Here is a 25586-nt window from a genome sequence, read left to right as displayed (position 1 = left end):
TGTAAAACAACAAAACCTGGAACGGGGAACACACCGTGCCAGGTAGCGCGCTTGCCAGATGCTAGATATTGGTTAGTGTTGCTGTGCCAGAGCTCTATCTACCGGTGGCTCCAGCGTTAAACGTTGTGCCTGGATCACAACCTGAGTGCGGTTAGTACACCCAAGCTTGCGGAAAATAGCCGTGATATGAGCCTTTACGGTTGCCTCTGAGATATGTAAATCATAAGCGATTTGTTTGTTTAACCAGCCCTCAGTTAAGTAATATAACACTTTATATTGCTGCTGGGTGAGCTGGGCAACTTTGGCAGCTAAATCTAAATCTTGTTCACTGTCGTTTTGGTTTAGCACTTGCTTCTTAATATGTTGCGGTACCCATAGCTCGCCATCCAAAACAGCATTTAACGCCGTGCTGATATCGATAGGATTGGCGGACTTTGGCACATAAGCCGAAGCACCAAAAGCCATCACCCGGCGAATCACATCTAAGTCTTCACTGGCTGAAATAACCACTATCGGCAGGCTGGGATAGTTCTTGCGAAGCTGAATTAACCCTAAGAAACCACAGTTGCCAGGCATATGTAAGTCGAGTAACAGTAAATCGGTGTCCGGGTGCTGCTCTAATGCCTGGCAAGTGCTGTCGAAACTATCCGTCTCAACCGTTGCTTTGGTGGCAAAAGTGCTACTTATGGCATTAATTAGTGCATTTCGAAACAGCGGATGATCGTCCGCAACGATTAATTTTGCCATTCTACCCTCCAGCGGTGTTCGCCTGTATTTGTAATTATAAAAAAGGCCGCTATGTTGCGGCCTTATTAGCTGCGACTGGAGACACGCAAGCTCAGATCAAGCGGTTAGGTGTCTTACTTACGATTTAACCGGTTATTCACCAGCATTTCAACTACTGATGGATCGGCAAGCGTAGAAATATCACCTAACTGATCATGCTCGTTTGCGGCTATTTTCCGCAAAATACGGCGCATAATCTTACCTGAGCGGGTCTTCGGCAGGCCTGCTGGAGCCCACTGTACCAGATCTGGCGTAGCGATGGGGGAAATTTCTTCACGTACCCAGGCTCTAATTGCTTTAGTCAGATCCTCGCTAGGTTCTACACCCACGCGAGGTGTTACATAAACATAAATACCCTGACCTTTAATATCGTGCGGATAGCCTACTACCGCCGCTTCGGCAATGGCTTCGTGTGCTACTAAACAGCTTTCAATTTCTGCCGTGCCTAAGCGATGCCCAGAGATATTTAATACATCATCTACCCGACCAGTTAACCAATAATAGCCATCTTCATCACGGCGGGCACCATCACCGGTAAAATAGACGCCGGCATAGGTACTAAAGTAGGTTTGTTCAAAACGATCATGATCGCCATAAAGGGTGCGCATTTGACCAGGCCAACTGTCGGTAATCACCAGATTGCCTTCGCCTTGCCCCTCAACGATATTGCCTTCGTTATCGACTAAGGCGGGCTTAACGCCAAAGAAAGGGCGGGTGGCTGAGCCAGGTTTCAGGGCTGTGGCGCCAGGAAGAGGCGTAATTAAAATACCGCCGGTTTCTGTTTGCCACCAGGTATCAACAATAGGGCAATTACCCTTACCAATTTTATCATGGTACCAATGCCAGGCTTCCGGGTTAATGGGTTCGCCAACACTGCCCAAAATGCGTAAAGAACTTAAATCAGCACCTTCTACCGGCGCCTCACCATGCGCCATCAGAGCACGGATGGCAGTAGGGGCGGTATAAAGAATATTAACCTGATATTTATCGACGATTTGTGCGATACGTTTTACGCTAGGGTAAGTCGGCACCCCTTCAAACATGACACTGCTGGCGCCGTTGGCCAGCGGGCCATAAACAATATAGCTGTGACCAGTAACCCAACCAACGTCGGCTGCACACCAGTAAATATCACCGTCTTGATAATCAAACACATACTGATGTGTCATCGAAGCATAAACGAGGTAGCCACCGGTAGTGTGCAATACACCTTTAGGTTTGCCGGTAGAGCCTGACGTATAAAGAATAAACAATGGGTCTTCAGCATTCATTGGCTCTGGTGTGCAAGCTTTTGGTTGCTGTGCCAAGAGCTCGTGATACCACACATCACGCCCTTGATGGAAATCGATACTCTTACCAACGTGTTTAATGACAATAACATTTTTTACCGGATTGGTGTCGCCAAGGTGCGCCAGGGCAATATCGGTATTATCTTTTAAATTAGTCGCGCGGCTACCACGTAACGCTTGGTCAGTGGTGACTACCAGTTTGGAGTCACAGTCAATAATACGGCTACCGAGCGCATCTGGCGAGAAACCAGCAAATACCACTGAGTGCACTGCACCAATTCGGGCGCAAGCTAACAGCGCGACAGCAGCTTGTGGGATCATCGGTAAATAGATAGTGACTCTGTCACCCTTGCCTACGCCCAGGGCTTTCATACCATTTGCCAGTTGGCAGACTTCATCATAAAGCGCTTGGTAGGTCACTTCTTTTTGGACACCAGGCTCATCGCCTTCCCAATAAAATGCAACTTGATCGGCGCGCTCGGGTAGATGACGGTCTAAACAATTGACACTAGCATTCAGCTCACCATCGGCAAACCAGTTAATTTTTACCTTGCCTAATTCATAGCTGGTGTCTTTTACTTGTGTGAAGGGTTTGCTCCAACTCAACCGCTGAGCTTGTTTGCTCCAGAATTGCTCAGGTTGCTCAATAGATTCTTGATAAAGTGCTAAATATTGCTCGTTAGTAACATGGCAACGATTTTTCACATTGTCTGGAACTGGATAAAGTGTTGCTTGTGTCATAACATCCCCTGCGAACCTTATTAAAATAGTTAGTGTATTTCTAAAGGACTGAGCCTTTAAAAGGAATTAGACCATAGTCTAGACGACAGCCGGCTAGCACGCGAATTGCGACTAAAGGCTAATTGCGAATATGCAGACTGTCGCCCACAGTTTCCGGTAGAATAACCGCGATGTCAGTACTTAAACAAAAACTAGTATTACTATAAAAACATGGAGAACTCCAGATGAGACAAAGTAAGACACTCAATACCCTGGCAGTGGCTGTTGCCCTTGCGTTAACAACAGGCGCAGCACACGCTAATAACGGTTTTAAAGTGGGTGACACCGAAGTTACCTACGGCGGTTTTATAAAACTGGATATGATGTACACCGACACTTCGGACGGTGAAATTGGTAATTTCGTTGGCCGTGATTTTTATGTACCGGCGTTAACACCCGTCTCAGCTACCGGCAAAAGTGCTGCCCGCTTTGATGCTCATGCCAGACAATCCCGCTTTTTCTTCGGCACCGCTACCGATTTAGGTAATGGTGAAAAGATGGTTGGCCGCTTGGAATTCGATATGATGACCAGCAGCAATGGTAATGATGAGCGTACGACCAACGGTTACAGTCCGGTGATTCGCCATGCTTTTGTCACCTATAAAAACTGGACGGTAGGTCAGACCTGGTCAAACTTTATGGATCTGCAGTCTTTACCCGATACCTTAGACTTCGTTGGTAATGCCGATGCTGCCGTGTTTATCCGGCAAGCGCAGGTACGTTATACCTCGGGTAATTTTTCTATCGCTGTTGAGAACCCAGAGAGCACTGTAGGTCAGTTTGGTACTGGTGCCCGTATTACGACTGATGATAATGCTACGCCAGATTTAACGGTGGGTTACAACTTTAAAACTGAGAGCGCGTCTTTCCGTTTAGGCGGCTTATTACGGCAAATCGCTATTGATGATGCGACCTTTGATGATACGGTAACCTCTTACGGTGTGTCTTTTAGTGGTAAATTTAATTTTGCCAATAAAAACGACATTCGCTTTACCTTAAACCATGGTAAAGGTTTAGGCCGTTACGTGGGGTTAAATACCATTAATGGTGCTATATTAACGGGCACCACTAATGCTGCCAAGTTAGAAGCAATCGATGTAACCACCTTCTCTGTAGCTTACCGTCACCTGTGGAATGATAAGTGGCGTTCTACTTTCCTGTACTCGATGCTAAGCGCCGATAACGACATTAATCTAACGGGTGGTGGTGTTACTAAATCTACGCACAGCTATAGTGCCAATGCTTTGTATCAATTCAATCCCAAATTTATGATGGGTATCGAATATAAATTTGCTAATCGCGAAATTGAAAATGGTTTAGATGGCGATATGCATCGCATTCAGTTTAGTGCGAAATACGATTTCTAATGTCGCGCAGCTGATTTAGCAAAGACAAAAAACGCCCGCTAGTTAGGGCGTTTTTTTAAACAAACTTCAAGAAAAATGCCGACATTGTGTCGGCATTTTTATCAGCAGGCGATAATTAGTCTGCTTTCTCTGGTTTAGTCATAGGTGCTGACACTGCCTGGCGGGCAAAGGCTGAACCTGCAGGGCGGCTAGAGGTGGCTACCACCGGGCGCTGCTCAGCAGTCGCGGCACTGATTACCACTGGTGCTGAATCTTCAACAAGTGTCTCAGGCTTCGTCATTTGTGCTACCACCATATTGCCAAAGCGGCTCCGTGCAGGCGGTTTAACCGGTGTTGCAACATCAGTTTCTGCCGCCACTTTCGGGGTCTCCGGTGCCGCAGCAGGCGTAGCTACGATGCTTTCAGCCTGTTCTGGCATTGTTACCACTGGCGCGGTTAACTCCAGACTTTGCTGTACCGGGCTTTCAGATGCTTTAACGGCGTCTTGCGGCTCGTTTGTTGCCACTTTGGCTACCAGCTCAACATCTTTGTTTTTATCAGCAGGGCTGCTAACTGGGATAGCAGCAGTTTCAGTCACTTCAGTTGCTGTTACTACAACGTCGGCTGCTGCAGTATCAGTGGCAGAAGTTTCTACAACTGACTGTGTGGCTGCGGTGTCAACCGCAACATCGGCTTTCGCCGGGCGACGGCGGCTTCTGCTGCGAGCTGGCTTTTCTGCGCTAACATCGGCAACCGCCTCTGTTGCATTGGCAGCCGGATCTGTTACAGCAGCGTCATTGTCGTTGATGCTAATAACCTCAGCCTGGTGCTCGACAGTATCGGCATTTGCACTGCTATCTACTGTGGCATCCGCTTCTGTCCCAATCGCAGCAACTGCAATTTGAGTCTCTGCTTTAGGTGCATCAACGCTCTCCGTGATGGTCTCTGCCTGCACTGTTGCACCATTATCAGTTTCTACCGCGCCGTCTGCTTGCTCGGTTAGCTCAGTTTGCTCTTTACGACGCTTTTGACCTGCCGCGCGCAGATGGCGTGGTGAACGCCGGCTACGGCTGCGTGGTTCAATGCTTTCTTGCTCAGTAACATTTTCTGCTGTTACCTCGATCTGGGTTGCTACACCGTCATCCGCAGCAGCTACCGTGGCAACCGCGTCAGCGTTGTCAGCCAATGTCACTACCACTGGCGTTGTTTCTGGTTGCGTTGCTGCTACATCAGGTGCAACTGTTGCTGGTATTAACACAGGCTCTGCCGAAGTAACCGTAGCGTTAACTGCAGCAGGTGATTGCACCGTCGTCGGGTTTTGCTCAATAACAGGCGCTGTAGCCAAAACAGTCGGGCTGCTAACTTCGCCAGTATCCGTTTTCGCAATACGCACAGAGCGCTGTAAGTTACGACGCTGTCTGCGCTCAGCGGCTGCTGTGCGGCTGTTCGGCTCATCGGCCATTTCTTGAACTGGCTTTTCAGCACGAGGCTCTTGCGCTGGCTTGCGATTTTCTTGTGGCCGGTTGGCTTTATCGGCCGCCGGTTTTGGTCGCTCTTGTCTTTCTTGACGCTCTGGGCGTTCTTGGCGAGGCGCCTTTTCTTCTACAAGGGCCTTTTCTGGTGCTTTATCCAGAGGCTTATCACCTTGTTCAGGGCGACGACGGCGATTATTGTTGCGGCGACGGTTATTATCACCCCGATCATTACGCGCATCTTTACCATTTGCTGCAGGCTTTTTCGTTTGTTCAGCATTGGCCACGCTTGTTTCGGTGGTAGCGGTGCCGGTAAATAAACCACTTAACCAACTAAGCGCTTTAGCAATAATACCTGGCTCTGCCGCTACAGCAGGCGCCGCGGCTTTAGCTTGAACCGGTGCAGCCGCAGGCGCAGGTGCTGCGGCGGCATTTTGTGTCATGCTAATAGCAGAGATAGCTGGCTTTTCTTTCACTGTCTCGCTGGCTGGGTGATAAAGCTTATCAGTATGCTCAGGTGCCTTGGGTAGGGTGTAGCTGGCATCTTCAATTTCTTCATCAATACGAATACGCGTTACTTCATAGTTCGGTGTTTCTAAATGCTCGTTAGGAATAATAAACACCCGGATGCCATTGCGCTGTTCGATACGGCGCACACCTTCACGCTTTTCATTCATCAGGTAAGTGGCTACAGAAACCGGTACCTGGGCATGGATTTGGCTGGTGTTATCTTTAATGGCTTCTTCTTCGATTAAGCGCAAAATAGATAAGGCAGAGGATTCAATGCTACGGATAGTGCCACGGCCATGACAGCGTGGACACACATGACCAGCTGATTCACCTAAAGACGGGCGTAAGCGCTGGCGCGACATCTCTAATAAACCAAAGCGCGAAATCCGGCCAATTTGCACCCGGGCACGATCTTGCTTAACGGCATCTTTTAAGCGGTTTTCTACTTCACGTTGATGGCGCACTGGCGTCATATCGATAAAGTCGATAACAATTAAGCCACCTAAATCGCGTAAGCGTAATTGGCGGGCAATTTCATCGGCGGCTTCTAAGTTAGTATTAAAAGCGGTTTCTTCGATATCGCCGCCTTTGGTGGCTTTTGACGAGTTGATATCAATAGCGGTTAAGGCTTCAGTACTGTCGATAACAATAGAGCCGCCAGACGGGAGACGCACTTCACGGCGGAAGGCGGTTTCAATCTGGTTTTCAATTTGGTAATGCATAAACAGCGGTACTTCACCCTGATACATTTTTACCCGGTGGGCAAAGTCAGGACGGAACTGCTGGATATAAATTTTGGCTTCTTCAAAAATCTTTTGGCTATCGATAAGAATTTCGCCCACATCACGGCGTAAATAATCACGAATAGCGCGGAACACCACATTACTTTCCTGATGGATAAGGAAAGGCGCAGGGCGCTTCTGTGCTTCGTCGGTAATCGCAGACCAGTGCTTTAACAGGGCCTTTAAGTCGTAATCCAGCTCTTCGTAAGATTTACCGACACCGGCAGTACGCACAATTAAGCCCATGCCATCAGGCATTTCTAACTGGCCTAGCGAGTCTTTTAATTCCTGACGCTCATCGCCTTCGATACGGCGCGAGATCCCGCCAGCACGCGGATTATTTGGCATTAACACCAGGTAAGAACCAGCTAAACTGATAAAAGTAGTTAAGGCTGCGCCTTTTTGGCCGCGCTCTTCTTTATCAATTTGAATAATGACTTCCTGACCTTCTTTAACCACTTCCTTAATATTAGGACGGCCATCGAAGCTATAACCAGAGGGGAAATATTCGCGGGAGATTTCTTTTAAGGGTAAAAAACCGTGCCGTTCTGCACCGTAGTCAACGAAGGCAGCTTCGAGACTGGGTTCAACCCGGGTAATTTTACCTTTGTAAATGTTGGCTTTCTTTTGTTCGTGACCTGGGCTTTCAATATCCAAATCGTATAGTTTTTGGCCATCGACCAAGGCTACGCGGATTTCTTCTTCCTGCGTGGCGTTTATTAACATTCTTTTCATTGTTGGGTGACTCTTTTATGCAGCCACAACACAACTACTGGGCACCTGGGTGTTCAGACGTTATCAAACACGATCGGGTGCAGTCTCACGACTGGGTGCTTGAGGGAACCTAATTTTTACTCTTTACGGCAACATCTAGCCTGCGCTATTGGGCAGGGACAAGTTGCTGCTGTCTTCGTTGTTAAATCTGACACACATCGCCATCGAGCGCTGCGTTCTGGCTAATCTTCATTTCTTGCCCGGTAACCGGACTTTGTGTTTTGCCGCTATTGGTAACAGATTACGCAACATTACCTCAGGCAAATGGCAGTGAGTAAACGCCGGGGCTATAAAAAACATTGGTTTTCACCACGATTTCGGTATGATCACATCCCCTGACGGTGCCGCACAAATTCTCTTATGTTACTTTGGGCGCCCTAATTGCCTTATTTTGGCAGAATTAGCGGGCTGATTATCCCACTATTGTGCACCGGATAGCAACTTAATTGTAATTTTAGCAGAGTATTTTAACGCCATGACTGATGAGATAAAATTGCCAATACAAATGATTGAAATCGAAAGCGATTTTATAGGTCAGCGTATAGATAACTTTTTAATTGCCCGCTTGCGAGGCGTACCAAAAAGTGTGATTTATCGGGTTTTACGAAAAGGTGAGGTGCGGGTTAATAAAAAACGCATTAAACCTGAGTATAAATTGCAGGCTGATGATGTCGTAAGGGTGCCGCCCATTACCGTCTCAGCCGCGCCTGAGGCGATCTCAGTAAAATTAAGTCTGGTAAAAGATCTCGAGCAACATATTTTGTTTGAAGATAACGATCTTATTGTCCTAAACAAACCCTCTGGAATGGCGGTGCACGGTGGTAGCGGTTTACAGTTTGGGGTGATTGAAGCCCTCAGAGCCTTAAGGCCACAGGCGAAGCATTTAGAACTGGTACACCGACTGGACCGCGACACGTCTGGTTGTTTAATGATCGCCAAAAAACGCTCAGTGCTAACGCATTTACATGCCCAGCTGCGCGATAAAGTGGTAGAGAAAAAATACTGGGCGTTGGTGGCCGGTGATTGGGACAATAGAATTCGTAAAGTTACCGAACCGTTGAAAAAAAATACTCTGCAATCGGGTGAGCGGGTCGTGAAGGTGGATGCTACAGAAGGTAAACCGTCGGAAACCCGTTTTCGTATTCTGCAACGTTATCAGGAAGGCACCTTAGTTGAAGCTTTCCCGGTAACCGGCCGTACCCATCAAATTCGGGTGCATACCGCCTGCAAGGGGCATCCTATTGCTTGTGATGATAAATACGGCGATAACGCCTTTAGCAGCCAAATGAATAAGCTGGGACTTAATCGCTTATTTTTGCATGCCTTTAGCTTAAGTTTCTTACACCCTGGTACCGAGACCACCATGCGCTTTGAGGCGCCTTTAGATGGACAATTAAGCCAGGCTATGAGCAAATTAACGAGAAAATAAGATGTCAGCAGTAAAGCTAGTGATTTTTGATTGGGATGGCACTGTGATGGATTCGGTGGGACGTATTGTGTCGTCGATGCAAATTGCCGCCGAGAAAACCGGTCTTGCTGTGCCGCAAGCCGCTGCGGTACAACATATTATTGGGTTAAGCCTGGATCCTGCCTTTGACATTTTGTTTCCAGATACCAGCAAAGCACAACGGCAAACCTTATTTGAACATTATCGCGATGAATATGTGTTGCATAACAATACCCCTACGCCGATGTTCGAGGGCGCCGAAGCGTTATTTGAGCAATTAGCCAATCAGAATATTCTATTAGCTGTTGCCACCGGTAAAGCGCGCAAGGGACTGGATCGTATTTTTGCTGAAACCGGTTTAGCCCGTTATTTTGCCACCACACGCTGTGCTGATGAAGCGCAGTCCAAACCGCATCCTGATATGTTACAACAAATTATTGCTGAGCTTGGCCTTGCTGCCCCGGAGGCGGTGATGGTAGGGGACACCAGCCATGATTTAAAAATGGCGCAGGCCATTGCTATGCCAAGGGTGGGGGTGAGCCATGGTGCCCACGATGCTACCTTGTTACGCCAGTATCAACCCTTGGCTGTTATCGACAGGCTAGCTGATTTACCTGCCGTACTATTTTGATGTATTTGTATGATTTATTTGTTTAACCTGCTTGTTTAGGGGGTAAGCAATAAATTAACGCCTTCATTACGCAGTAACTGTAATAGCTTAATTAGTGGTAAACCGATTAAGCTGTTCGGATCTTCACCTTCGAGCTTATCAAATAAACTAATACCCAACCCCTCGCTTTTAAAGCTGCCGGCGCAATCCAGCGGTTGTTCACGGGCAATATAGGCGCTTATTTCTGCCTGAGTTAATTCCCGAAAATGGACGGTAAAGGGCTCTACCAGCGTTTGCGTGTTACCAGTAGCGGCATTGAGCAGCGATAAACCGGTTAAAAAAGTAACCGCCTGACCACTAAAGGCGCTAAGTTGCGCTTGTGCTTTGGCTACGGTGTGCGGTTTGCCAATAATATCGTGGTTAAACACGGCAACCTGATCGGAGCCTATCACTAAACCGCTGGATAATCTGGCGGCGACAGCGCGGGCTTTGGCTTCCGCCAGGCGCAGTACCAGCTCGTATGCGGTCTCGCCAGATAACGGTGTTTCGTCAGTATCTGGCCGGATAGCAGTAAATTCATTCGTCAGTTTTTTAAGCAGACTTTGCCGGTAAACCGAGGTTGACGCTAAATAGAGCGCTGGCTTATTGCTGTGAGGCACAAAATACTCCTTTTATAACGGTATGCGGCCGCATTATAATAGCGCGCCTTACGTTGAAATACTGCGCCTTGCGTTAACTGCGAGAAAAATGTTAAAAACCCTGCAGATCCCTTTGACAGCAAAGGGCTGCTTCTATATGATGCGCGCCTTATGCAAAAATTGAAAATACCTGTTACGCTTGATCCGGTTAAAGCGGCACAAAAACGGTCTAACTATGCCGGCATAGTGCCTCTGAACACCTTAACCCGTTTAACCGAAGGGTTGATGTGTTACGAAGATGATGTAATAGTCAGAATTGAATGCGGAACTGACCAGCAAGGGTTAACAGTGCTTAGCGGCACAGCAACCTGCGCGGTAAGTGTAAAGTGTGAACGTTGTGGCGAACCCATGCCGCTAACACTAGACTGCAGTTTTGCATACACTCCTGTTAAAGGAGATGATGACGCGGCTTTGGAGTTGATTCCTGAGCGCTACGACGTGATCGAGCGAGACGAACACGGCGAAATTAATTTACGGCAGTTGATTGAGGACGAACTTATTCTGACCTTACCACTGTTTCCGATGCACGATGTAGCCGACTGCAAAGTTGATCCTACAGACATGAGTTTCGGTGATATTGGGCCAGAACCAGAAAAGCCAAACCCTTTTGCCATACTGCAAGAATTGAAAAAAAAGTGATTTAGGAGAAATACAATGGCTGTTCAGCAAAACAAAAAATCTCGTGCACGTCGTGACATGCGCCGTTCACACGATGCGTTAACTGGCCCTACGCTGTCAGTTGACTCAACTACTGGTGAAACGCACCGTCGTCACCACATTACTGCCGATGGTTTCTACAAAGGCCGTAAAGTTAAGTAAGTCCGGCTGCACTTATCTTAACCGGTAAGCCAGTGCAACCACTAAAGCTAACACTAGCTTTAGATATGATGGGGGGCGACCATGGCCCCCAATCTACTATCCCTGCTGCCGTTGCAGCACTGCAAGAATTCCCCAATCTTTATCTTACGCTTTGCGGCGACCAACCTCTATTAGAACACGCTCTGCAACTAGCCGGTGCTTTGTCACATCCCCGAATTCGCTTTTTACATAGCGACGACCAAGTATCAATGGCAGATAAACCCGCGGTAGCGCTGCGCAATAAGCGTAATTCCTCGATGCGGCATGCGTTGGATCTGGTGGAACAAGGTCAGGTGCAAGCTTGTGTGTCAGCCGGCAATACCGGTGCCTTAATTGCCATGGCGCACTATGTGTTGAAAATGTTAAACGGCGTAGAGCGCCCAGCGCTGGTTAGTGCCTTACCCAGCTGTCATGGTAAACCGGTTTATATGCTGGACTTAGGTGCTACGGTAAATTGTGATGCCGATACTTTATTTCAGTTTGCTATGATGGGCGCGGTAATGGCCGAAGAGGTGATGGGGTTAAATTCGCCGAAAGTGGCTTTGCTGAATATGGGCGAAGAAGAGATAAAAGGCTCAGATCAAATTAAGCGCGCAGCACAGTTACTTAGCCAGTGTAATGAACTTAATTATATTGGTTATATCGAAGGCAATGATATCTTCTCGGGTAAAGCCGATGTCATTGTCTGCGATGGCTTTGTCGGCAATGTGGCGCTAAAAACCTGTGAAGGGGTGGCCAAGCTGATTTTAAAGCGAGCCCAACAAAGCATAAAACAGCGTCCACTTGCTGCATTATTAGGCTGGTTATTTAAACCTGCGATAAAAAGTCTTTATCAGGGAATGAACCCCGACCACTATAATGGTGCAAGTCTGATAGGATTGCGCGGTATTGTAGTGAAAAGTCATGGAAATGCGACAAAAGACGCATTTTTAAGTGCCATCCGACAAGCAGTGCGTGAGGTTGAACGCCAGGTGCCTGCCAAAATAAAAGATCGGTTGGAACAGGTTCTTATTGATAAAGCATAGGGTAGCATGTACTCAAGAATTATTGGCACCGGGAGCTATTTCCCGGCAACGGTTCGCACCAATGCGGACCTGGAGTCTATGGTTGAGACCACAGACGAGTGGATTATCGAACGCACTGGCATTAAAGAACGGCGGATAATCGGTAAGGATGAATCTGTCGCCACCATGGGGGCGGCTGCCGCCCGTAATGCTATTGATGCTGCCGGTATCGATAAAAACAGCATCGATTTAATTATTTGCGCGACCACCAGTGCCGCACGGGCGTTGCCCAGTGCCGCCTGTGAAATTCAGCGCGAGCTAGAAATCCCTTCCATTCCTGCTTTTGATATTGCCGCAGCTTGCGCCGGCTTTTGCTACGGTTTAAGCGTGGCCGATCAATATATTAAAAGCGGCATGGCCAAACGTATTTTGGTCATTGGCTCTGATTGCTTATCGCAATTGATTAGCCCAGAAGATCGCTCTATGGTTATTTTGTTTGGTGACGCGGCTGGTGCGGTATTGCTTGAAGCCTCGGAAGAGCCAGGTATTTTATCCACCCATATTCACGCCGACGGTAAATACTCCGAATTACTCTATGTTGATAATCCCATTCGCGGTGATGAAGCCTCAGTACATAACTCCTGGGGCAGCATGAAAGGCAATGATGTCTTTAAGGTTGCCGTAACTAAACTTTCTGAAGTGGTAGAGCAAACCTTAGCCGCCAATAACATGGATAAATCGCAAATTGATTGGTTAGTGCCACATCAGGCCAATTTACGCATTATTTCTGCGGTAGCGCGTAAGCTGGATATGTCGATGGATCAGGTGGTAATTAACTTAGATCGTTACGGCAATACCTCGGCTGCCACAGTACCAACCGCGCTGGATGAAGCTGTGCGTGATGGCCGTATTAAACGCGGCCAAACCTTATTGTTAGAAGCCTTTGGCGGTGGTTTTGCCTGGGCATCAGCGTTAATTCGTTATTAATCTTGCAGGACAATTATGAATAACAAACTTGCAATCGTTTTTCCCGGTCAGGGTTCACAAAGTGTTGGCATGCTCTCTGAGCTGTATCAACAGTATCCAATAGTTCAAGCCACCTTTAGCGAAGCTTCTGCGGCGCTGGGCTACGATTTATGGGCTTTAGTGGCCAATGGCCCGGAAGCAGATTTAAATGAAACCCATCGCACGCAACCTGCGCTGCTAACCGCCTCTGTAGCTGTATGGCGTTTATGGCAGCAGCAAAATGGTGCAGTGCCTGCCTACTTTGCAGGCCATTCTTTGGGTGAATATTCCGCTTTGGTTTGTGCTGGCGTATTAACGCTGGCTGATGCCGTTAAATTGGTAGAAAAACGTGGTCAGTATATGCAACAGGCCGTTCCTGCTGGTGTTGGCGCTATGTCAGCCATTATTGGTCTGGATGATGCGGCCATTGCTAAAGCCTGTGCAGAAGCTGCGCAAGGTGAAGTGGTAGCACCGGTTAATTACAATTCACCAGGTCAGGTGGTCATTGCCGGCCATAAAGCCGCGGTAGAACGTGCGGGTGAAGCCTGTAAAGCGGCGGGTGCCAAACGTGCGCTACCGCTACCAGTAAGCGTGCCTTCGCACTGTGCGTTAATGCTTCCTGCCGCCGAACAGCTTGCTGTTGATTTAGCCGCGCTTCAGTTTAATGCCCCAGCTATTCCAGTGATTAACAACGTTGATGTACAAAGTGCTGCTGATGCCGCCGCCATTAAAGATGCGCTGATACGGCAATTATATAGCCCGGTGCGTTGGACTGAGACCATTGAGTTTTTAGCCGCCCAAGGTGTGACCGAAGTGCTGGAGCTTGGTGCCGGTAAGGTACTTAGTGGCTTAATAAAACGTATTAATAAAGAGCTTGCTACTGGTTCCATTAACGATGCCGCATCGCTAAGCGCCGCGCTGGCAACAGAATAAGGTTTTGAAATGAATAATTTTATTAGTTTAGAGGGTAAAGTCGCGCTAGTCACAGGCGCCAGTCGTGGTATCGGCCGTGCTATTGCTGAGCAATTGGCTGCCTTAGGTGCCAAAGTGGTTGGTACAGCAACCAGCGAAAAAGGCGCGCAAGCGATTAGTGATTACCTGGGCGAGCAGGGTGCTGGTATGGTTCTGAACGTGACGGATACTGCTTCAGTTGAACAATGTTTAGAGCAAATTAAAAATCAGTTTGGTGATATTGATATTTTGGTTAATAATGCCGGCATTACCCGCGATAACTTATTAATGCGGATGAAAGATGAAGAATGGTTTGATATTATGCAAACCAATTTAACGTCGGTCTTTCGGTTAAGTAAAGCTGTGCTGCGCAGCATGATGAAAAAGCGTTTCGGTCGTATTATCACCATAGGCTCCGTTGTCGGTTCTATGGGCAATGCTGGCCAAACTAACTATGCTGCAGCCAAAGCGGGCGTGCTGGGCTTTACCAAGTCATTAGCAAAAGAAGTGGCATCACGTGGTATTACCGTAAACGCGGTAGCACCAGGTTTTATTGATACCGATATGACGAAAGAGTTGTCTGACGAGCAAAAAACCGCTATTTTCTCGCAAGTGCCTGCCAATCGTTTAGGGCAACCAGAAGAAATCGCGGCTACGGTAGCCTTTTTGGCTTCGACGCAGGCAGCCTATATTACCGGCGAAACAGTTCACGTTAACGGCGGAATGTATATGGTGTAAGCAAATCAGGTTAGACCAGCAAAAAATGCTTAGTGCATTGCTTGCAACAACCTGTGCTTACGCATAAACTAGCGCCACACCAAATTGCACGAATTGTTGCGATTTATATGAGAAAAAGGAAGAAAAGATGAGCAACATCGAAGAACGCGTTAAAAAAATTATCATTGAACAGCTGGGCGTTAAAGAAGACGAAGTGAAAAACGAAGCGTCTTTCGTTGACGATCTGGGTGCAGACTCGCTGGACACTGTTGAGTTAGTAATGGCGTTAGAAGAAGAATTCGATACCGAAATTCCTGACGAAGAAGCTGAAAAAATCACAACGGTGCAGTCAGCCATCGATTACATCAAAGCCCACGCTGAATAAGCTGAAAGCTTGCAAAACGGGTAGCGCGGCTACCCGTTTTCGTTTTAAGAATCAGAAAAACAGGTATTAACGGAGGGCACGGTGGCAAAACGTCGTGTAGTAGTAACAGGTTTAGGTATGCTGACGCCATTAGGCAATGATGTCGCAAGCAGCTGGCAGGGGTTGCAGCAGGCAAAAAGCGGCATCAGCTTAATTGAGCATTTTGATACCAGTGCTTATACAACTAAATTTGCCGGCTTAGTCAAAGATTTTGATGTTGAGCCTTATTTCCCGGCAAAAGACGCCAAAAAAATGGATTTATTTATCCAGTATGGTGTTGCCGCTGCTATTCAGGCATTTCGTGACTCCGGCCTGGAAGTAACAGAACAAAATGCCCACCGCATTGGTGCAGCTATTGGCTCTGGCATTGGTGGCCTGGGGCTGATTGAGGAAAATCATACTAAGCTTATCAATAGCGGTCCAAAGCGGTTATCTCCGTTCTTTGTACCTTCAACCATTATCAATATGATTGCCGGTCAGCTGTCCATTATGCTTGGCTTACAAGGCCCTAATATCAGTATTGTTACCGCCTGTACTACTGGCGTACACAATATTGGTCAGGCGGCGCGGATGATTGTTTACGGCGATGCTGATGTGATGGTTGCCGGTGGTGCTGAAAAAGCGTCTACTGAGCTTGGTATGGGTGGCTTTGGCGCTGCCCGCGCATTATCAACCCGTAATGATGCACCGCAGCAAGCTAGCCGCCCCTGGGATAGAGACCGCGATGGGTTTGTGCTGGGCGACGGTGCTGGTGTGATGGTACTGGAAGAGTACGAACATGCTAAAGCTCGTGGTGCGAAGATTTATGCCGAGCTTGTTGGCTTTGGTATGAGTGGTGATGCTTATCATATGACTTCGCCACCAGAAAATGGTGCCGGTGCGGCGCGTGCGATGCAAAATGCGTTAAATGATGCGGCAGTTAATGCCGATCAGGTGCAGTACATTAATGCCCATGGTACTTCTACGCCAGCAGGTGATATTGCTGAGACGATGGCCATTAAGTCGGTCTTTGCCGGTAATCTGGATAACCTGATGGTGAGTTCATCGAAGTCGATGATCGGCCATTTGTTAGGTGCAGCAGGTTCGGTTGAGTCGATTATTACGGTGCTATCGCTGCAAGATCAGTTGGTTACCCCGACTATTAACTTAGAAAACCCGAGTGAAGGCTGTGATTTAGACTATGTGCCGCATGAGGCGCGTGTGGCTAAGTTAGAGTATGCGCTGTGTAATTCTTTCGGTTTTGGTGGTACTAACGGCTCGATTTTATTTAAGAAAGTTTAACGTTAGCTTGTTTTGAAAAACCGCGCCTTTGAGCGCGGTTTTTTATTAGCTGATGAGATGGTTTCGTTTCTGTTAGCGTGTTTTAACCGAACCGCCAGGCTGCTTGCAGCCGATAATGCACACCAGGCCGCCGTGAACCCTTCCATGGGGGCTTATCCTTTCGCATCCTTGCGAAAGACGCCTGGTTTAGCATTATCGGCTCGCTGCCTGGCTGTATAGGTGTTTTTGCCTAACTCGTTAAATATTGTAATAGCGAGATCATGTTTTGAATCATAAAGCATTTAAAGGTATACCCATAATCTTGAGTGTTGCTTTTCTCGGATATACAAAAACATAACGAGGTGGTAAACGCATAGTACACTTTGCTCGGGGACCTGTTTGGCATGGATGCCAAACACAAATTCGTCGGGAACGAATTTGAACAGCGCTTGTGCTGGCCCGCAGGGTAAACTTCAGGATGAAGTTTATAACAGCCCGCGGAGGTATCCACAGCGTGCCCCGACAAAGTTGTAGGGCGCGTTTAGCCGCCGGATGCACCGGACTTGAATTTCCTTAATCTAAATCCTAACTTGGCGCTATGGAACCTGAGATAACAACTATTTTAGCTTAGGGCAGCGCTTTGTTTTAACGGCAGATTAAGGCATACTTGCCGATATTTTTGAATACAGGCGCGCTATGTCGGCTGAAATTATTATTATTAATGACGCTGCACAACCCCAGATAGCGGCGGGGTGTCGAGCCTTGCAATATGGCGATGGTGTTTTTACTACCATTGCCATAAAGCATGGGCAACCAGAACTGTGGCCATTACACATGGCCCGTTTGCAACTGGCTGTATCGCGTCTTGCGATAACGGCGCCAGATTGGCAAGCGATTAGCGATGCCGTATATCAACAAGCCGCCGCTCATCCTAAACCCATAGTGCTTAAATTGCTGCTATCGCGTGGTATAGGCGGTCGCGGTTATGCACCGGCAAATTGCACTCGTCCCTTAGTGTATTTATATACCGCTGCTATGCCCGATTACCGGCAATGGCAACAGCAGGGGCTAAACGTCGGTGTGGCAAAATTACAATTATCGATTCAACCTGCGTTAGCAGGGCTAAAGCATACGAATCGGTTGGAACAGGTGTTATTGAAGCAAGAGCTGGCGCAAAGCGGTTATGATGATTTGTTGGTTGCGGATCAGCAGCAGCAGCTAACGGAAGCGACGGCGGCGAATATTTTTTACCAGTTAAACGATGCCTGGTACACACCACCATTGCATTTAGCCGGCGTTGCTGGGGTGATGCGGCAACAGATCTTGATGTCAAAGCCAGAGATCATAGAGCGGACTTTACCCTTGGCGGAGCTTGAACAGATACAAGCCTTATTTTTAACCAATGCGTTGCTGGGTATTGCTCCGGTGCGACAGCTTGCTGAGCGCACCTTATCGATCAATGCCGTAAAACAGCTACAGCAAGAGATATTATGCTAAAACGTTTATTAAATTGGTTACCTTTTCTGTTGGTGCTGATCATTGTGTTACTTTGGTCTGGTTGGCAGCAGCTAAGCTCACATACCTTAAATAAAACCGTGCAGTTTACTGATAACTTGTATGAGCTAAAAGCCGGTACTTCAGTACGTAGTTTGTGTCGTTCATGGCAACAAGCGCAACACTTAACGGCACTGGATTGCCAGGTTCTTAAACTTTATCTCAAGCAACATCCTGTTATGGGGCAATTGCAGCAGGGTGTGTATCGAGTACCGCAAACGTTGGCCCTTAACGAGGCACTCAGTTTGTTTCAAAGCGGCAAAGTGGCGCAGTTTAGTGTCACCTTGATTGAGGGGGAAACCCTGGCGCAAAGCTGGCAACGCGTGGCGGAGCTTCCTTACCTACAGCAAGATGTAAGCGATGTTAACGCCCTTGCAGTGCTGATCAGTTGGCCAGAAGAGTGGGGGAAGCTGGCAGTAACCGGGCGGGTTGAGCAGGAGCTGGAAGGCTTATTTTATCCCGACACCTACTTTTATACCGCCAATAGCAAAGCCAGCGATATATGGCGGCGGGCCCATGTGGTATTAAAAACCGAATTGGAACGTTATTGGCAGCAACGCCAGCCTACCTTACCGCTGCAAAGCCCTTACGAGCTGTTAATTATGGCCTCTATAATTGAAAAAGAAAGTGGTTTGCAAAGCGAGCGGGCGCTGGTGAGCTCAGTGTTTATCAATCGCATTCATAAAAATATGCGCTTACAAACCGATCCTACCGTTATCTATGGTTTAACTGACTACAGTGGCCGCATTACCCGCGCGAATTTGCGCGATCCGCACGCTTATAATACCTATCGTCATCATGGCTTACCGCCTGGGCCGATTTCACTGGTAAGCCGCAGTGCCTTAATTGCTGCGGCACAACCTGATGTTAGCGATTACTATTATTTTGTTAGCCGCGGCGATGGCTCTCATGTGTTTTCACAATCGCTGGAACAACATAATGCGGCAGTGCGTAAATACATTCTTGGACAGAATAATGACAACTAAAGATAAGACGTTAAAAGGCAAGTTTATTGTTATCGAGGGGCTGGAAGGGGCAGGTAAAAGTACCGCTATTGCTACGGTCAAAGCCTGGTTAGAAGCCAAAGGGCTGCAGGTTGTTTGTACCCGTGAACCAGGTGGTACGCCTTTGGCTGAGCAATTACGCACGCTAGTTAAGCAAGCTGCGCCACAGGAGCAAATTGCCCCGGAAACAGAATTGTTATTGATGTATGCCTCTCGCGTGCAATTATTGCGTAATGTAATTGAGCCTGCGCTGAGTGTCGGTCAATGGGTGCTGGCTGATCGGCATGATCTGTCTTCCCGGGCTTATCAGGGCGGCGGGCGGCAATTAGGCGATACCTTGATCAATACGTTACGTCAGGCCGTACTGGGTGATACCAGACCTGATTTAACCTTATATCTCGATATCGATCCGGCGCTTGGCTTAGCACGCGCTGCACATCGGGGTGAGCTTGATCGCATTGAACAGGAACAATTGGCCTTTTTCGAGCGTACCCGGGATAAGTACTTGCAAATCGCTGCTACTGAACCCGGTATCGTGGTTATTGATGCCAGTCAGACGTTAGCGCAAGTGCAAACTGCGCTGCAACAGGCATTGGATAGCTCCGGTTTATGAGCGGCTTAGCGGCCAGCAAGATGCCATGGTTAGTGCCCGTAATGGCACAGCTAACCACTCTGGCAACACAGCAGCGTTTGGCGCATGCGCTGTTGCTAAGTGGCATGAATGGCTTAGGCAAGGCGCAGTTGGCTAACGCCTTAACCGCTTTTCTGTTATGCCGCGCGCCAGAACAAGATAGTGCCTGTGGCCAATGTAAAAGCTGTTTGCTGCTGGCTGCGGGTAACCATCCCGATTGGTTACAACTTACTACAGAAAACAGCAGTATTGGCGTAGACGAAATTCGCCGGATCATTGATTTTACTCAAGGATCAGCACAGCAACATGGCAACCGGGTCATTACCTTGCCAAGAGCAGAGCGGATGACCGAGTCCGCTGCAAATGCTTTACTTAAAACGTTGGAAGAGCCGCCGCAAGGTTGCTATTTACTGCTGCAAAGCAGTCAGCCACAAAGGTTGAAAGCCACCTTATTAAGCCGTTGTCAGCGCTGGGATTTGGCGCCGCTATCTGAAGAGGCGCTATATCAATGGCTGGCGACACAATATCAAGGCGCCATTCCTGCTTTTGTATACCGTTACACGGGAGGCGCGCCATTAACGGCTTTGGCGTTATTAAATGATGCTCAGGCACCGCAGATTGAAAGCGTGCTACTGCAATTAAACGACTTTCTCCAGGGCAAAGCGGAGTTAACGGCACTGGTAAAGCTGCTGGAAGGCCGCGCCGATACATCGGTTATTCTGGGCTATTTTTTTAATACGTTACTACACAAGCAGCTTGGCTTGTCTGCTGAACGGCTGCAACGTTTGCAGCAAAGCTATTATCGCTGGTGTCGTGACGAGCAGCAGATTTTAGGGCAGAATAAGGTCTTAGCATTAAGCGCGCTGCTACTCGAGGCGAAAACCTTACTGGCGCAGCGTTAATGTTCGCATTGGCAGGAGGATAAATGGAAGAGCTAGCATTAGGGTTTAGTGATACCAAAGAGCTTTATCGCTGTTATATGCCGTTTTTAAAAAATGGTGGCCTCTTTGTCCGCTCCGCCCGTCATTATCGGCTGGGGCAATCGCTGGCATTAAGTGTAACCTTACCTGATGCACTGGAACCTATAGTTGTATCGGGTAAGGTCGCCTGGGTGTCACCACTGGGCGCGCAAAGTGCCAACCCAGCGGGTATTGGGGTGGCCTTTATTGATGATAAACACGGTTTAAGTAATCGTATTGAAAAATTACTCAGTAGTATGCAAGGCAGTATTGAGCCAACCTATACTATGTAGCGTTTGATAAGAGGTTGTTTTGTTTGTAGATTCGCATTGCCATTTAGATCGGTTAGAACTAGATAAACTAGGGCTGAGTTTGCCACAGGTACTGGAGGCTGCTAAACAGCGGCAAATTGAGCACTTGCTGTGCGTCAGTGTATCCTTAACTGAATTTCCAGCCATGTTGGAACTGGTAAAACCTTACCCTGAGGTGTCGATATCCTGTGGTGAACACCCGCTGCATCAGAGCGACAGTGTGGATGCTGAGCTATTGGCAAAACAGGCCGCTATCGCTGAGGTGGTGGCGGTTGGCGAGACAGGGCTGGATTATTTCTACAATCCTGAGACGAAACTCAGCCAGCAGGATGGTTTTGTAAAGCATATTAGTGTGGCGCGTACTCTGGCTAAACCGCTGATTATCCACACCCGCGATGCACGCGCCGATACGATTGCGTTGATGAAGTCGCATAACGCCGAGCAAGCGGGAGGCGTACTACACTGTTTTACCGAAAATTATGAGATGGCTAAAGCAGCGTTAGATTTGGGTTTTTACATTTCAATCTCTGGCATTATGACCTTTCGCAATGCCACTGAGTTGCGCGATGTAGTACGCAAATTACCGCTTGATCGCTTGTTAATAGAAACCGATGCGCCTTATCTGGCGCCGGTACCGCACCGTGGTAAAACCAATCAACCTGCGTATGTGACTGATGTGGCTGCTGCCATGGCTGAGGTTAAAGGCGTAGCCATAGCAGAGCTTGCCCGGCAAACCACGGCAAATTTCTATCAGTTATTTAAGCTTGCCGCAGCAAAAAGGATCGCAGCTTAAGCAGATAAAAGAAGCCCAGAACCAATCCAAATTGTTCTGGGCTTAGGGGAATGGCTCATAGGGAATGAGCCGTGCGCTATCGAGAAGAGGTTACGTTAAGAACTTTTAGTTTAGCTAAACTTTATTATTTTTCATGTTCCTGTTTTCACTCGCCATGGATTTTGCCGCCACAGCGGTTTCTAATTTATACCCAAGTTATCCCCAGCTTATGCCAGCAATTATGCACAGCTACTGTGTTTGACCTGTAATAGGGGCAAATTTTTTAGTGTTATCTGAACTAATAGAATCGGTTTTTAGTTAAAAAGAGTCTAAAAAATAGCCATATTAACAGTCGCTAACCTGTAAAGTGTTACGTTTAGCGATTACTGCTGTTTTAGTATTTTCGCTTTGTTAAAGATCCTTAGGGCAGGTAACGCTAAGTGCCTTGACTTGTGCTTTCAGATTGCACTGCTTTGCAATAGGCGGCCATGACAGACTGAACTTTAGTCTGATTGTCGACAATCCTGCATTTTGTAACTTGACTAATTAGTAAATAAAGCTTAAAACTTAGCTATTGATATTTTATGTCGACAATCTGCCATGTCTTTGCCGTTATTAAAACCTGTTGTTACCGCTGCCGACCGCGTATTGCAAGAGTTGCTGCGTGCTATTGTCGCGGGTGAAATCGCGCCAGGAACAAAGATCAGCGAGCCAGAGCTGGCAAAACGCTTTGATTTAAGCCGGGCGCCACTGCGTGAAGCCCTAGCCAGGCTGGAACGTTGCCACTTATTGGAGCGTACCCCTAATGCCGGTTCACGGGTGGTGAAATTGTCGACAGAAAACTTGTTATCGCTGTATCAATTACGCGAAGAACTAGAAGGTTTGGCTTGCCGCTTAGCCGCCACGCAAATGAGCGATACGGAAATTCGCGAGATGCAGGATCTGTTAGATCAGCATTTAGCCTCTCAGCGGGTGCGTGAAGGCGAAAGTTATTACCAGGAAGCGGGCGACCTGGACTTTCATTACCGCATTATTCTGGGCAGTAAAAACCCTTACCTTATCAATATCCTTACCGACGAGCTGTACCATCTAATGCGGATGTATCGGGTGCAGTTGGGGATGAACGGCCCACGCGTCTCGCGGGCATTTGACGAACATAAGGCTATTATTAATGCCATTGCTAATCGCGATGGTGAATTAGCCGATTTATTAATGCGCCGGCATATCGCGGCTTCCAGACGTAATATCGAACATAAACTTACCGAACTTGAGCAAAAGGGGAACTAAGATGAGCAATTTAACCGCCGGCCAGAAATTTCGTGCCGCCATTACTGCCAACCAGCCACTACAAATTGTGGGCACCATCAACGCCTACACGGCAATGATGGCCGAGCGTACCGGGCATCAGGCGTTATATTTATCCGGTGCCGGTGTGGCCAATGCTTCTTTTGGTTTGCCTGATTTAGGCATGACCTCCTTAAATGATGTGTGTGAAGATATTCGCCGTATTACCGCAGCGACCTCAGTACCGCTTCTGGTTGATGCTGATACCGGCTGGGGTGGGGCCTTTAATATTGCCCGTACGGTAAAAGAAATGACTCGTGCTGGCGCAGCAGGTTTTCATATTGAAGATCAGGTGGCGCAAAAGCGTTGCGGCCATCGCCCCAATAAAGAAATTGTTAGCCTGGATGAAATGGTTGACCGGGTGAAAGCCAGTGTCGATGCCCGTACTGACGAGAGCTTCTTTATTATGGCGCGTACTGATGCGTTAGCACAGCAAGGTTTAGACGCCGCCATTGAACGGGCTATTGCCTGTCAGGACGCCGGTGCTGATGCCATTTTCGCTGAAGCGGTGCATACGCTGGAGCAATATAAAGCTTTTACCTCGGCCTTAAAGGTACCAGTGCTGGCGAATATCACTGAATTTGGCCAAACGCCACTGTATAACAAAGCTGAGCTGGCCAGTGTGGGGGTAGCGATGGTGCTGTATCCGTTAAGTGCGTTTCGCGCCATGAACAAAGCTGCACTTAATGTCTATCAGTCGATTTTAGAAAATGGCGATCAGAAAGCGGTGGTGGATAGCATGCAAACCCGTGCTGAGTTGTACGACTTTTTAAATTACCACAGCTTTGAGCAAAAACTGGATCAGCTGTTTACCAGCAAAAAATCTTAATATAACTATTTTACATTTTTAATTATTACTTTTAGCCAAAATCATTGCCGCTGCAGCAAGGCAGCAAGTGAGTGAACGGGAGCGCCCGTGCGACCCCAGGAGCATAGTCTACTATGTGACCGGGGTTCGCGAACGCAGCTAACACCGCTGCAGTGGTAAGGATGAAGGCTAAATAGAACAGGAGCAACAACCATGTCAACAGGTAAAGTACTCTCAGGCGCGGGTCTGCGCGGCCAAGTCGCGGGTAAAACCGCCTTATCCACCGTGGGTAAAACCGGTTCAGGCTTAACCTATCGGGGTTATGATGTTAAAGATTTAGCCGCTAACTGCACCTTTGAAGAAGTGGCGCATTTAATTTTAAAAGGCGAGCTGCCAAATGCTGCTGAACTGGCGGCTTATAAAGCGAAACTCAAAAGCCTGCGGGCACTGCCACAGGCACTAAAAGACGTATTAGAGCGTATTCCGGCCAATGCCCATCCGATGGATGTGATGCGTACCGGCTGCTCGATGCTGGGTAACCTGGAAATGGAAGATAGCTTCGCTCAGCAGCAGGACGTGACCGATCGCATGCTGGCGATTTTCCCAGGCTTGGTAAATTACTGGTACAACTATAGCCACCATGGCAAGCGCGTAAACGTAGAAACCGACGCCGATACGCTGGCTGAGCAATTCCTTTGGACTTTGCACGACAAAAAGCCTGAAGCGCTGCATATTGATGTCATGCAAGCCTCCTTAATTTTGTACGCAGAGCATGAGTTTAACGCGTCGACCTTTACTGCCCGCGTTTGCGCGTCAACCTTAAGTGATATGCACTCGTGCATTACCGGCGCTATTGGCTCACTGCGTGGCCCACTGCATGGCGGTGCGAACGAAGCGGCGATGGAACTGATTGAGAAAATGGATAACGCTGACGATGCCGAGCAAAAATTGCTGGGCATGTTAGAGCGCAAAGAAAAGATTATGGGTTTTGGCCATGCCATTTACTCTGAGTCGGATCCGCGTAATGCTGTGATTAAAGAGTGGTCAGAAAAGTTGGCAAACGCCAATGGTGATACCAAGCTGTATGATGTATCTGTACGCTGTGAAGCCGTGATGTGGCGTGAGAAGAAACTGTTCTGTAACGCCGACTTCTTCCATGCGTCGGCCTATAACTATATGGGTATTCCAACCAAGCTGTTTACACCGATTTTCGTGTGTAGCCGCTTAACGGGCTGGGCTGCGCATGTAATGGAGCAGCGTGCGGATAACCGGATTATCCGGCCAAGTGCGGATTATGTGGGTGTTGAGCCGCGTACTGTGAAACCGATTGAATCAAGATAGAGTTTAGGTATCCGAGAATCGGATTGCTCTAAGCCAAGTCTTGAAGGCATGGATGCCTGACAAATGCGTCTGGAGCGCATTTGGACAGGCACTGGCCCGCAAGGGTGAATGTCAGGATGACATTCACAATGAAGCCTACAGGGATGTAT

24 protein-coding genes are annotated in these 25586 nt (G+C 48.0%); 20 read left to right on the top strand and 4 right to left on the bottom strand.

Going from position 1 to position 25586, the window contains the following annotated elements:
- Window positions 1-72: 72 nt before the first annotated feature.
- Both IE163_RS07550 and acs read right to left on the bottom strand, forming a co-directional pair.
- On the bottom strand, window positions 73-747 hold the full coding sequence (locus tag IE163_RS07550; protein ID WP_189431870.1) for a LuxR C-terminal-related transcriptional regulator: 675 nt from the start codon (window positions 745-747) through the stop codon (window positions 73-75).
- A gap of 113 nt (window positions 748-860) precedes the next feature.
- The gene (acs, locus tag IE163_RS07545) at window positions 861-2816 is read right to left on the bottom strand and encodes an acetate--CoA ligase (protein ID WP_189431869.1); all 1956 of its coding nucleotides are present in this window, start codon (window positions 2814-2816) and stop codon (window positions 861-863) included.
- Between the two features lie 224 nt (window positions 2817-3040).
- Here acs and IE163_RS07540 point away from each other — a divergent pair, with 224 nt between their 5' ends.
- Window positions 3041-4222, top strand: coding sequence for a DcaP family trimeric outer membrane transporter (locus tag IE163_RS07540; RefSeq protein WP_189431868.1), 1182 nt, complete (start codon window positions 3041-3043; stop codon window positions 4220-4222).
- 115 nt (window positions 4223-4337) lie between these two features.
- Here the strand turns inward: IE163_RS07540 and rne are convergent, their stop codons facing one another.
- A complete protein-coding gene (gene rne, locus IE163_RS07535; RefSeq protein ID WP_229833481.1) occupies window positions 4338-7700 on the bottom strand; it encodes a ribonuclease E in 3363 nt (1120 codons plus the stop codon).
- A gap of 514 nt (window positions 7701-8214) precedes the next feature.
- Between rne and rluC the strand changes: the two genes are divergently transcribed.
- On the top strand, window positions 8215-9168 hold the full coding sequence (gene rluC / locus IE163_RS07530) for a 23S rRNA pseudouridine(955/2504/2580) synthase RluC (RefSeq protein ID WP_189431867.1): 954 nt from the start codon (window positions 8215-8217) through the stop codon (window positions 9166-9168).
- Window position 9169: 1 nt separating this feature from the next.
- On the top strand, window positions 9170-9817 hold the full coding sequence (locus tag IE163_RS07525; protein WP_189431866.1) for an HAD-IA family hydrolase: 648 nt from the start codon (window positions 9170-9172) through the stop codon (window positions 9815-9817).
- 35 nt (window positions 9818-9852) lie between these two features.
- Here IE163_RS07525 and IE163_RS07520 read toward each other — a convergent pair whose 3' ends face one another.
- The gene (locus IE163_RS07520; RefSeq protein WP_189431865.1) at window positions 9853-10455 is read right to left on the bottom strand and encodes a Maf family protein; all 603 of its coding nucleotides are present in this window, start codon (window positions 10453-10455) and stop codon (window positions 9853-9855) included.
- A 150-nt stretch (window positions 10456-10605) separates the two neighbouring features.
- Here IE163_RS07520 and yceD point away from each other — a divergent pair, with 150 nt between their 5' ends.
- From yceD to prpC, 17 genes are all read left to right on the top strand, one after another.
- Window positions 10606-11133, top strand: coding sequence for a 23S rRNA accumulation protein YceD (yceD, locus tag IE163_RS07515; RefSeq protein WP_189431864.1), 528 nt, complete (start codon window positions 10606-10608; stop codon window positions 11131-11133).
- Window positions 11134-11148: 15 nt separating this feature from the next.
- On the top strand, window positions 11149-11313 hold the full coding sequence (gene rpmF / locus IE163_RS07510; protein ID WP_019675618.1) for a 50S ribosomal protein L32: 165 nt from the start codon (window positions 11149-11151) through the stop codon (window positions 11311-11313).
- 32 nt (window positions 11314-11345) lie between these two features.
- Window positions 11346-12377 carry a phosphate acyltransferase PlsX gene (gene plsX, locus IE163_RS07505; protein ID WP_189431863.1) on the top strand — a complete coding sequence of 344 codons (1032 nt, stop codon included), beginning with the start codon at window positions 11346-11348 and terminating at the stop codon, window positions 12375-12377.
- 6 nt (window positions 12378-12383) lie between these two features.
- Window positions 12384-13343, top strand: coding sequence for a beta-ketoacyl-ACP synthase III (locus IE163_RS07500; RefSeq protein ID WP_189431862.1), 960 nt, complete (start codon window positions 12384-12386; stop codon window positions 13341-13343).
- 15 nt (window positions 13344-13358) lie between these two features.
- Entirely contained in the window at window positions 13359-14294 is a 936-nt protein-coding gene (gene fabD, locus IE163_RS07495) for an ACP S-malonyltransferase (RefSeq protein WP_189431861.1), read from the top strand.
- Between the two features lie 9 nt (window positions 14295-14303).
- A complete protein-coding gene (gene fabG, locus IE163_RS07490) occupies window positions 14304-15050 on the top strand; it encodes a 3-oxoacyl-ACP reductase FabG (protein ID WP_229833480.1) in 747 nt (248 codons plus the stop codon).
- 127 nt (window positions 15051-15177) lie between these two features.
- Window positions 15178-15414 carry an acyl carrier protein gene (gene acpP / locus IE163_RS07485; RefSeq protein ID WP_008223041.1) on the top strand — a complete coding sequence of 79 codons (237 nt, stop codon included), beginning with the start codon at window positions 15178-15180 and terminating at the stop codon, window positions 15412-15414.
- 81 nt (window positions 15415-15495) lie between these two features.
- On the top strand, window positions 15496-16734 hold the full coding sequence (gene fabF / locus IE163_RS07480; RefSeq protein ID WP_189431859.1) for a beta-ketoacyl-ACP synthase II: 1239 nt from the start codon (window positions 15496-15498) through the stop codon (window positions 16732-16734).
- Between the two features lie 675 nt (window positions 16735-17409).
- Window positions 17410-18210, top strand: coding sequence for an aminodeoxychorismate lyase (pabC, locus tag IE163_RS07475; RefSeq protein ID WP_189431857.1), 801 nt, complete (start codon window positions 17410-17412; stop codon window positions 18208-18210).
- Window positions 18204-19253: an endolytic transglycosylase MltG gene (gene mltG, locus IE163_RS07470; protein ID WP_189431855.1), complete on the top strand. Its 1050-nt coding sequence runs from the start codon at window positions 18204-18206 to the stop codon at window positions 19251-19253. Before pabC ends, mltG begins: the two co-directional genes overlap by 7 nt.
- Window positions 19243-19884, top strand: coding sequence for a dTMP kinase (gene tmk / locus IE163_RS07465; RefSeq protein ID WP_189431853.1), 642 nt, complete (start codon window positions 19243-19245; stop codon window positions 19882-19884). Before mltG ends, tmk begins: the two co-directional genes overlap by 11 nt.
- Window positions 19881-20804, top strand: a complete 924-nt coding sequence (gene holB / locus IE163_RS07460) for a DNA polymerase III subunit delta' (RefSeq protein ID WP_189431851.1) — start codon at window positions 19881-19883, stop codon at window positions 20802-20804. The genes tmk and holB overlap by 4 nt, the downstream gene beginning before the upstream one ends.
- Window positions 20805-20827: 23 nt before the next feature.
- The gene (locus IE163_RS07455; RefSeq protein WP_189431849.1) at window positions 20828-21154 is read left to right on the top strand and encodes a PilZ domain-containing protein; all 327 of its coding nucleotides are present in this window, start codon (window positions 20828-20830) and stop codon (window positions 21152-21154) included.
- Window positions 21155-21173: 19 nt separating this feature from the next.
- A complete protein-coding gene (locus IE163_RS07450; RefSeq protein WP_189431847.1) occupies window positions 21174-21965 on the top strand; it encodes a TatD family hydrolase in 792 nt (263 codons plus the stop codon).
- A gap of 579 nt (window positions 21966-22544) precedes the next feature.
- Complete coding sequence (locus IE163_RS07445; protein WP_189431845.1) at window positions 22545-23231, top strand: GntR family transcriptional regulator; 687 nt, start codon at window positions 22545-22547, stop codon at window positions 23229-23231.
- Window position 23232: 1 nt separating this feature from the next.
- Complete coding sequence (gene prpB / locus IE163_RS07440) at window positions 23233-24117, top strand: methylisocitrate lyase (protein ID WP_189431843.1); 885 nt, start codon at window positions 23233-23235, stop codon at window positions 24115-24117.
- Window positions 24118-24309: 192 nt separating this feature from the next.
- Complete coding sequence (gene prpC, locus IE163_RS07435; protein ID WP_189431840.1) at window positions 24310-25437, top strand: bifunctional 2-methylcitrate synthase/citrate synthase; 1128 nt, start codon at window positions 24310-24312, stop codon at window positions 25435-25437.
- Window positions 25438-25586 lie beyond the last annotated feature (149 nt).

The sequence above is a fragment of the Alishewanella longhuensis genome, assembly GCF_014653435.1.
Taxonomy (GTDB): domain Bacteria; phylum Pseudomonadota; class Gammaproteobacteria; order Enterobacterales; family Alteromonadaceae; genus Alishewanella; species Alishewanella longhuensis.
Note: the sequence above shows the minus strand (reverse complement) of the source record. Positions and strands in the feature narration are given on the sequence as shown.

What these genes read in the sequence shown, in the direction of transcription:
- IE163_RS07525 (WP_189431866.1), top strand. Translation starts at nt 9,170, where the DNA reads ATGTCAGCAGTAAAGCTAGTGATTTTTGATTGGGATGGCACTGTGATG.
- pabC (WP_189431857.1), top strand. Translation starts at nt 17,410, where the DNA reads ATGTCGGCTGAAATTATTATTATTAATGACGCTGCACAACCCCAGATA.
- mltG (WP_189431855.1), top strand. Translation starts at nt 18,204, where the DNA reads ATGCTAAAACGTTTATTAAATTGGTTACCTTTTCTGTTGGTGCTGATC.
- IE163_RS07540 (WP_189431868.1), top strand. Translation starts at nt 3,041, where the DNA reads ATGAGACAAAGTAAGACACTCAATACCCTGGCAGTGGCTGTTGCCCTT.
- rluC (WP_189431867.1), top strand. Translation starts at nt 8,215, where the DNA reads ATGACTGATGAGATAAAATTGCCAATACAAATGATTGAAATCGAAAGC.
- acs (WP_189431869.1), bottom strand. Translation starts at nt 2,816, where the DNA reads ATGACACAAGCAACACTTTATCCAGTTCCAGACAATGTGAAAAATCGT.
- tmk (WP_189431853.1), top strand. Translation starts at nt 19,243, where the DNA reads ATGACAACTAAAGATAAGACGTTAAAAGGCAAGTTTATTGTTATCGAG.
- acpP (WP_008223041.1), top strand. Translation starts at nt 15,178, where the DNA reads ATGAGCAACATCGAAGAACGCGTTAAAAAAATTATCATTGAACAGCTG.
- fabG (WP_229833480.1), top strand. Translation starts at nt 14,304, where the DNA reads ATGAATAATTTTATTAGTTTAGAGGGTAAAGTCGCGCTAGTCACAGGC.
- IE163_RS07500 (WP_189431862.1), top strand. Translation starts at nt 12,384, where the DNA reads ATGTACTCAAGAATTATTGGCACCGGGAGCTATTTCCCGGCAACGGTT.
- IE163_RS07445 (WP_189431845.1), top strand. Translation starts at nt 22,545, where the DNA reads ATGTCTTTGCCGTTATTAAAACCTGTTGTTACCGCTGCCGACCGCGTA.
- IE163_RS07455 (WP_189431849.1), top strand. Translation starts at nt 20,828, where the DNA reads ATGGAAGAGCTAGCATTAGGGTTTAGTGATACCAAAGAGCTTTATCGC.
- yceD (WP_189431864.1), top strand. Translation starts at nt 10,606, where the DNA reads ATGCAAAAATTGAAAATACCTGTTACGCTTGATCCGGTTAAAGCGGCA.
- rpmF (WP_019675618.1), top strand. Translation starts at nt 11,149, where the DNA reads ATGGCTGTTCAGCAAAACAAAAAATCTCGTGCACGTCGTGACATGCGC.
- IE163_RS07550 (WP_189431870.1), bottom strand. Translation starts at nt 747, where the DNA reads ATGGCAAAATTAATCGTTGCGGACGATCATCCGCTGTTTCGAAATGCA.
- holB (WP_189431851.1), top strand. Translation starts at nt 19,881, where the DNA reads ATGAGCGGCTTAGCGGCCAGCAAGATGCCATGGTTAGTGCCCGTAATG.
- fabD (WP_189431861.1), top strand. Translation starts at nt 13,359, where the DNA reads ATGAATAACAAACTTGCAATCGTTTTTCCCGGTCAGGGTTCACAAAGT.
- prpB (WP_189431843.1), top strand. Translation starts at nt 23,233, where the DNA reads ATGAGCAATTTAACCGCCGGCCAGAAATTTCGTGCCGCCATTACTGCC.
- prpC (WP_189431840.1), top strand. Translation starts at nt 24,310, where the DNA reads ATGTCAACAGGTAAAGTACTCTCAGGCGCGGGTCTGCGCGGCCAAGTC.
- rne (WP_229833481.1), bottom strand. Translation starts at nt 7,700, where the DNA reads ATGAAAAGAATGTTAATAAACGCCACGCAGGAAGAAGAAATCCGCGTA.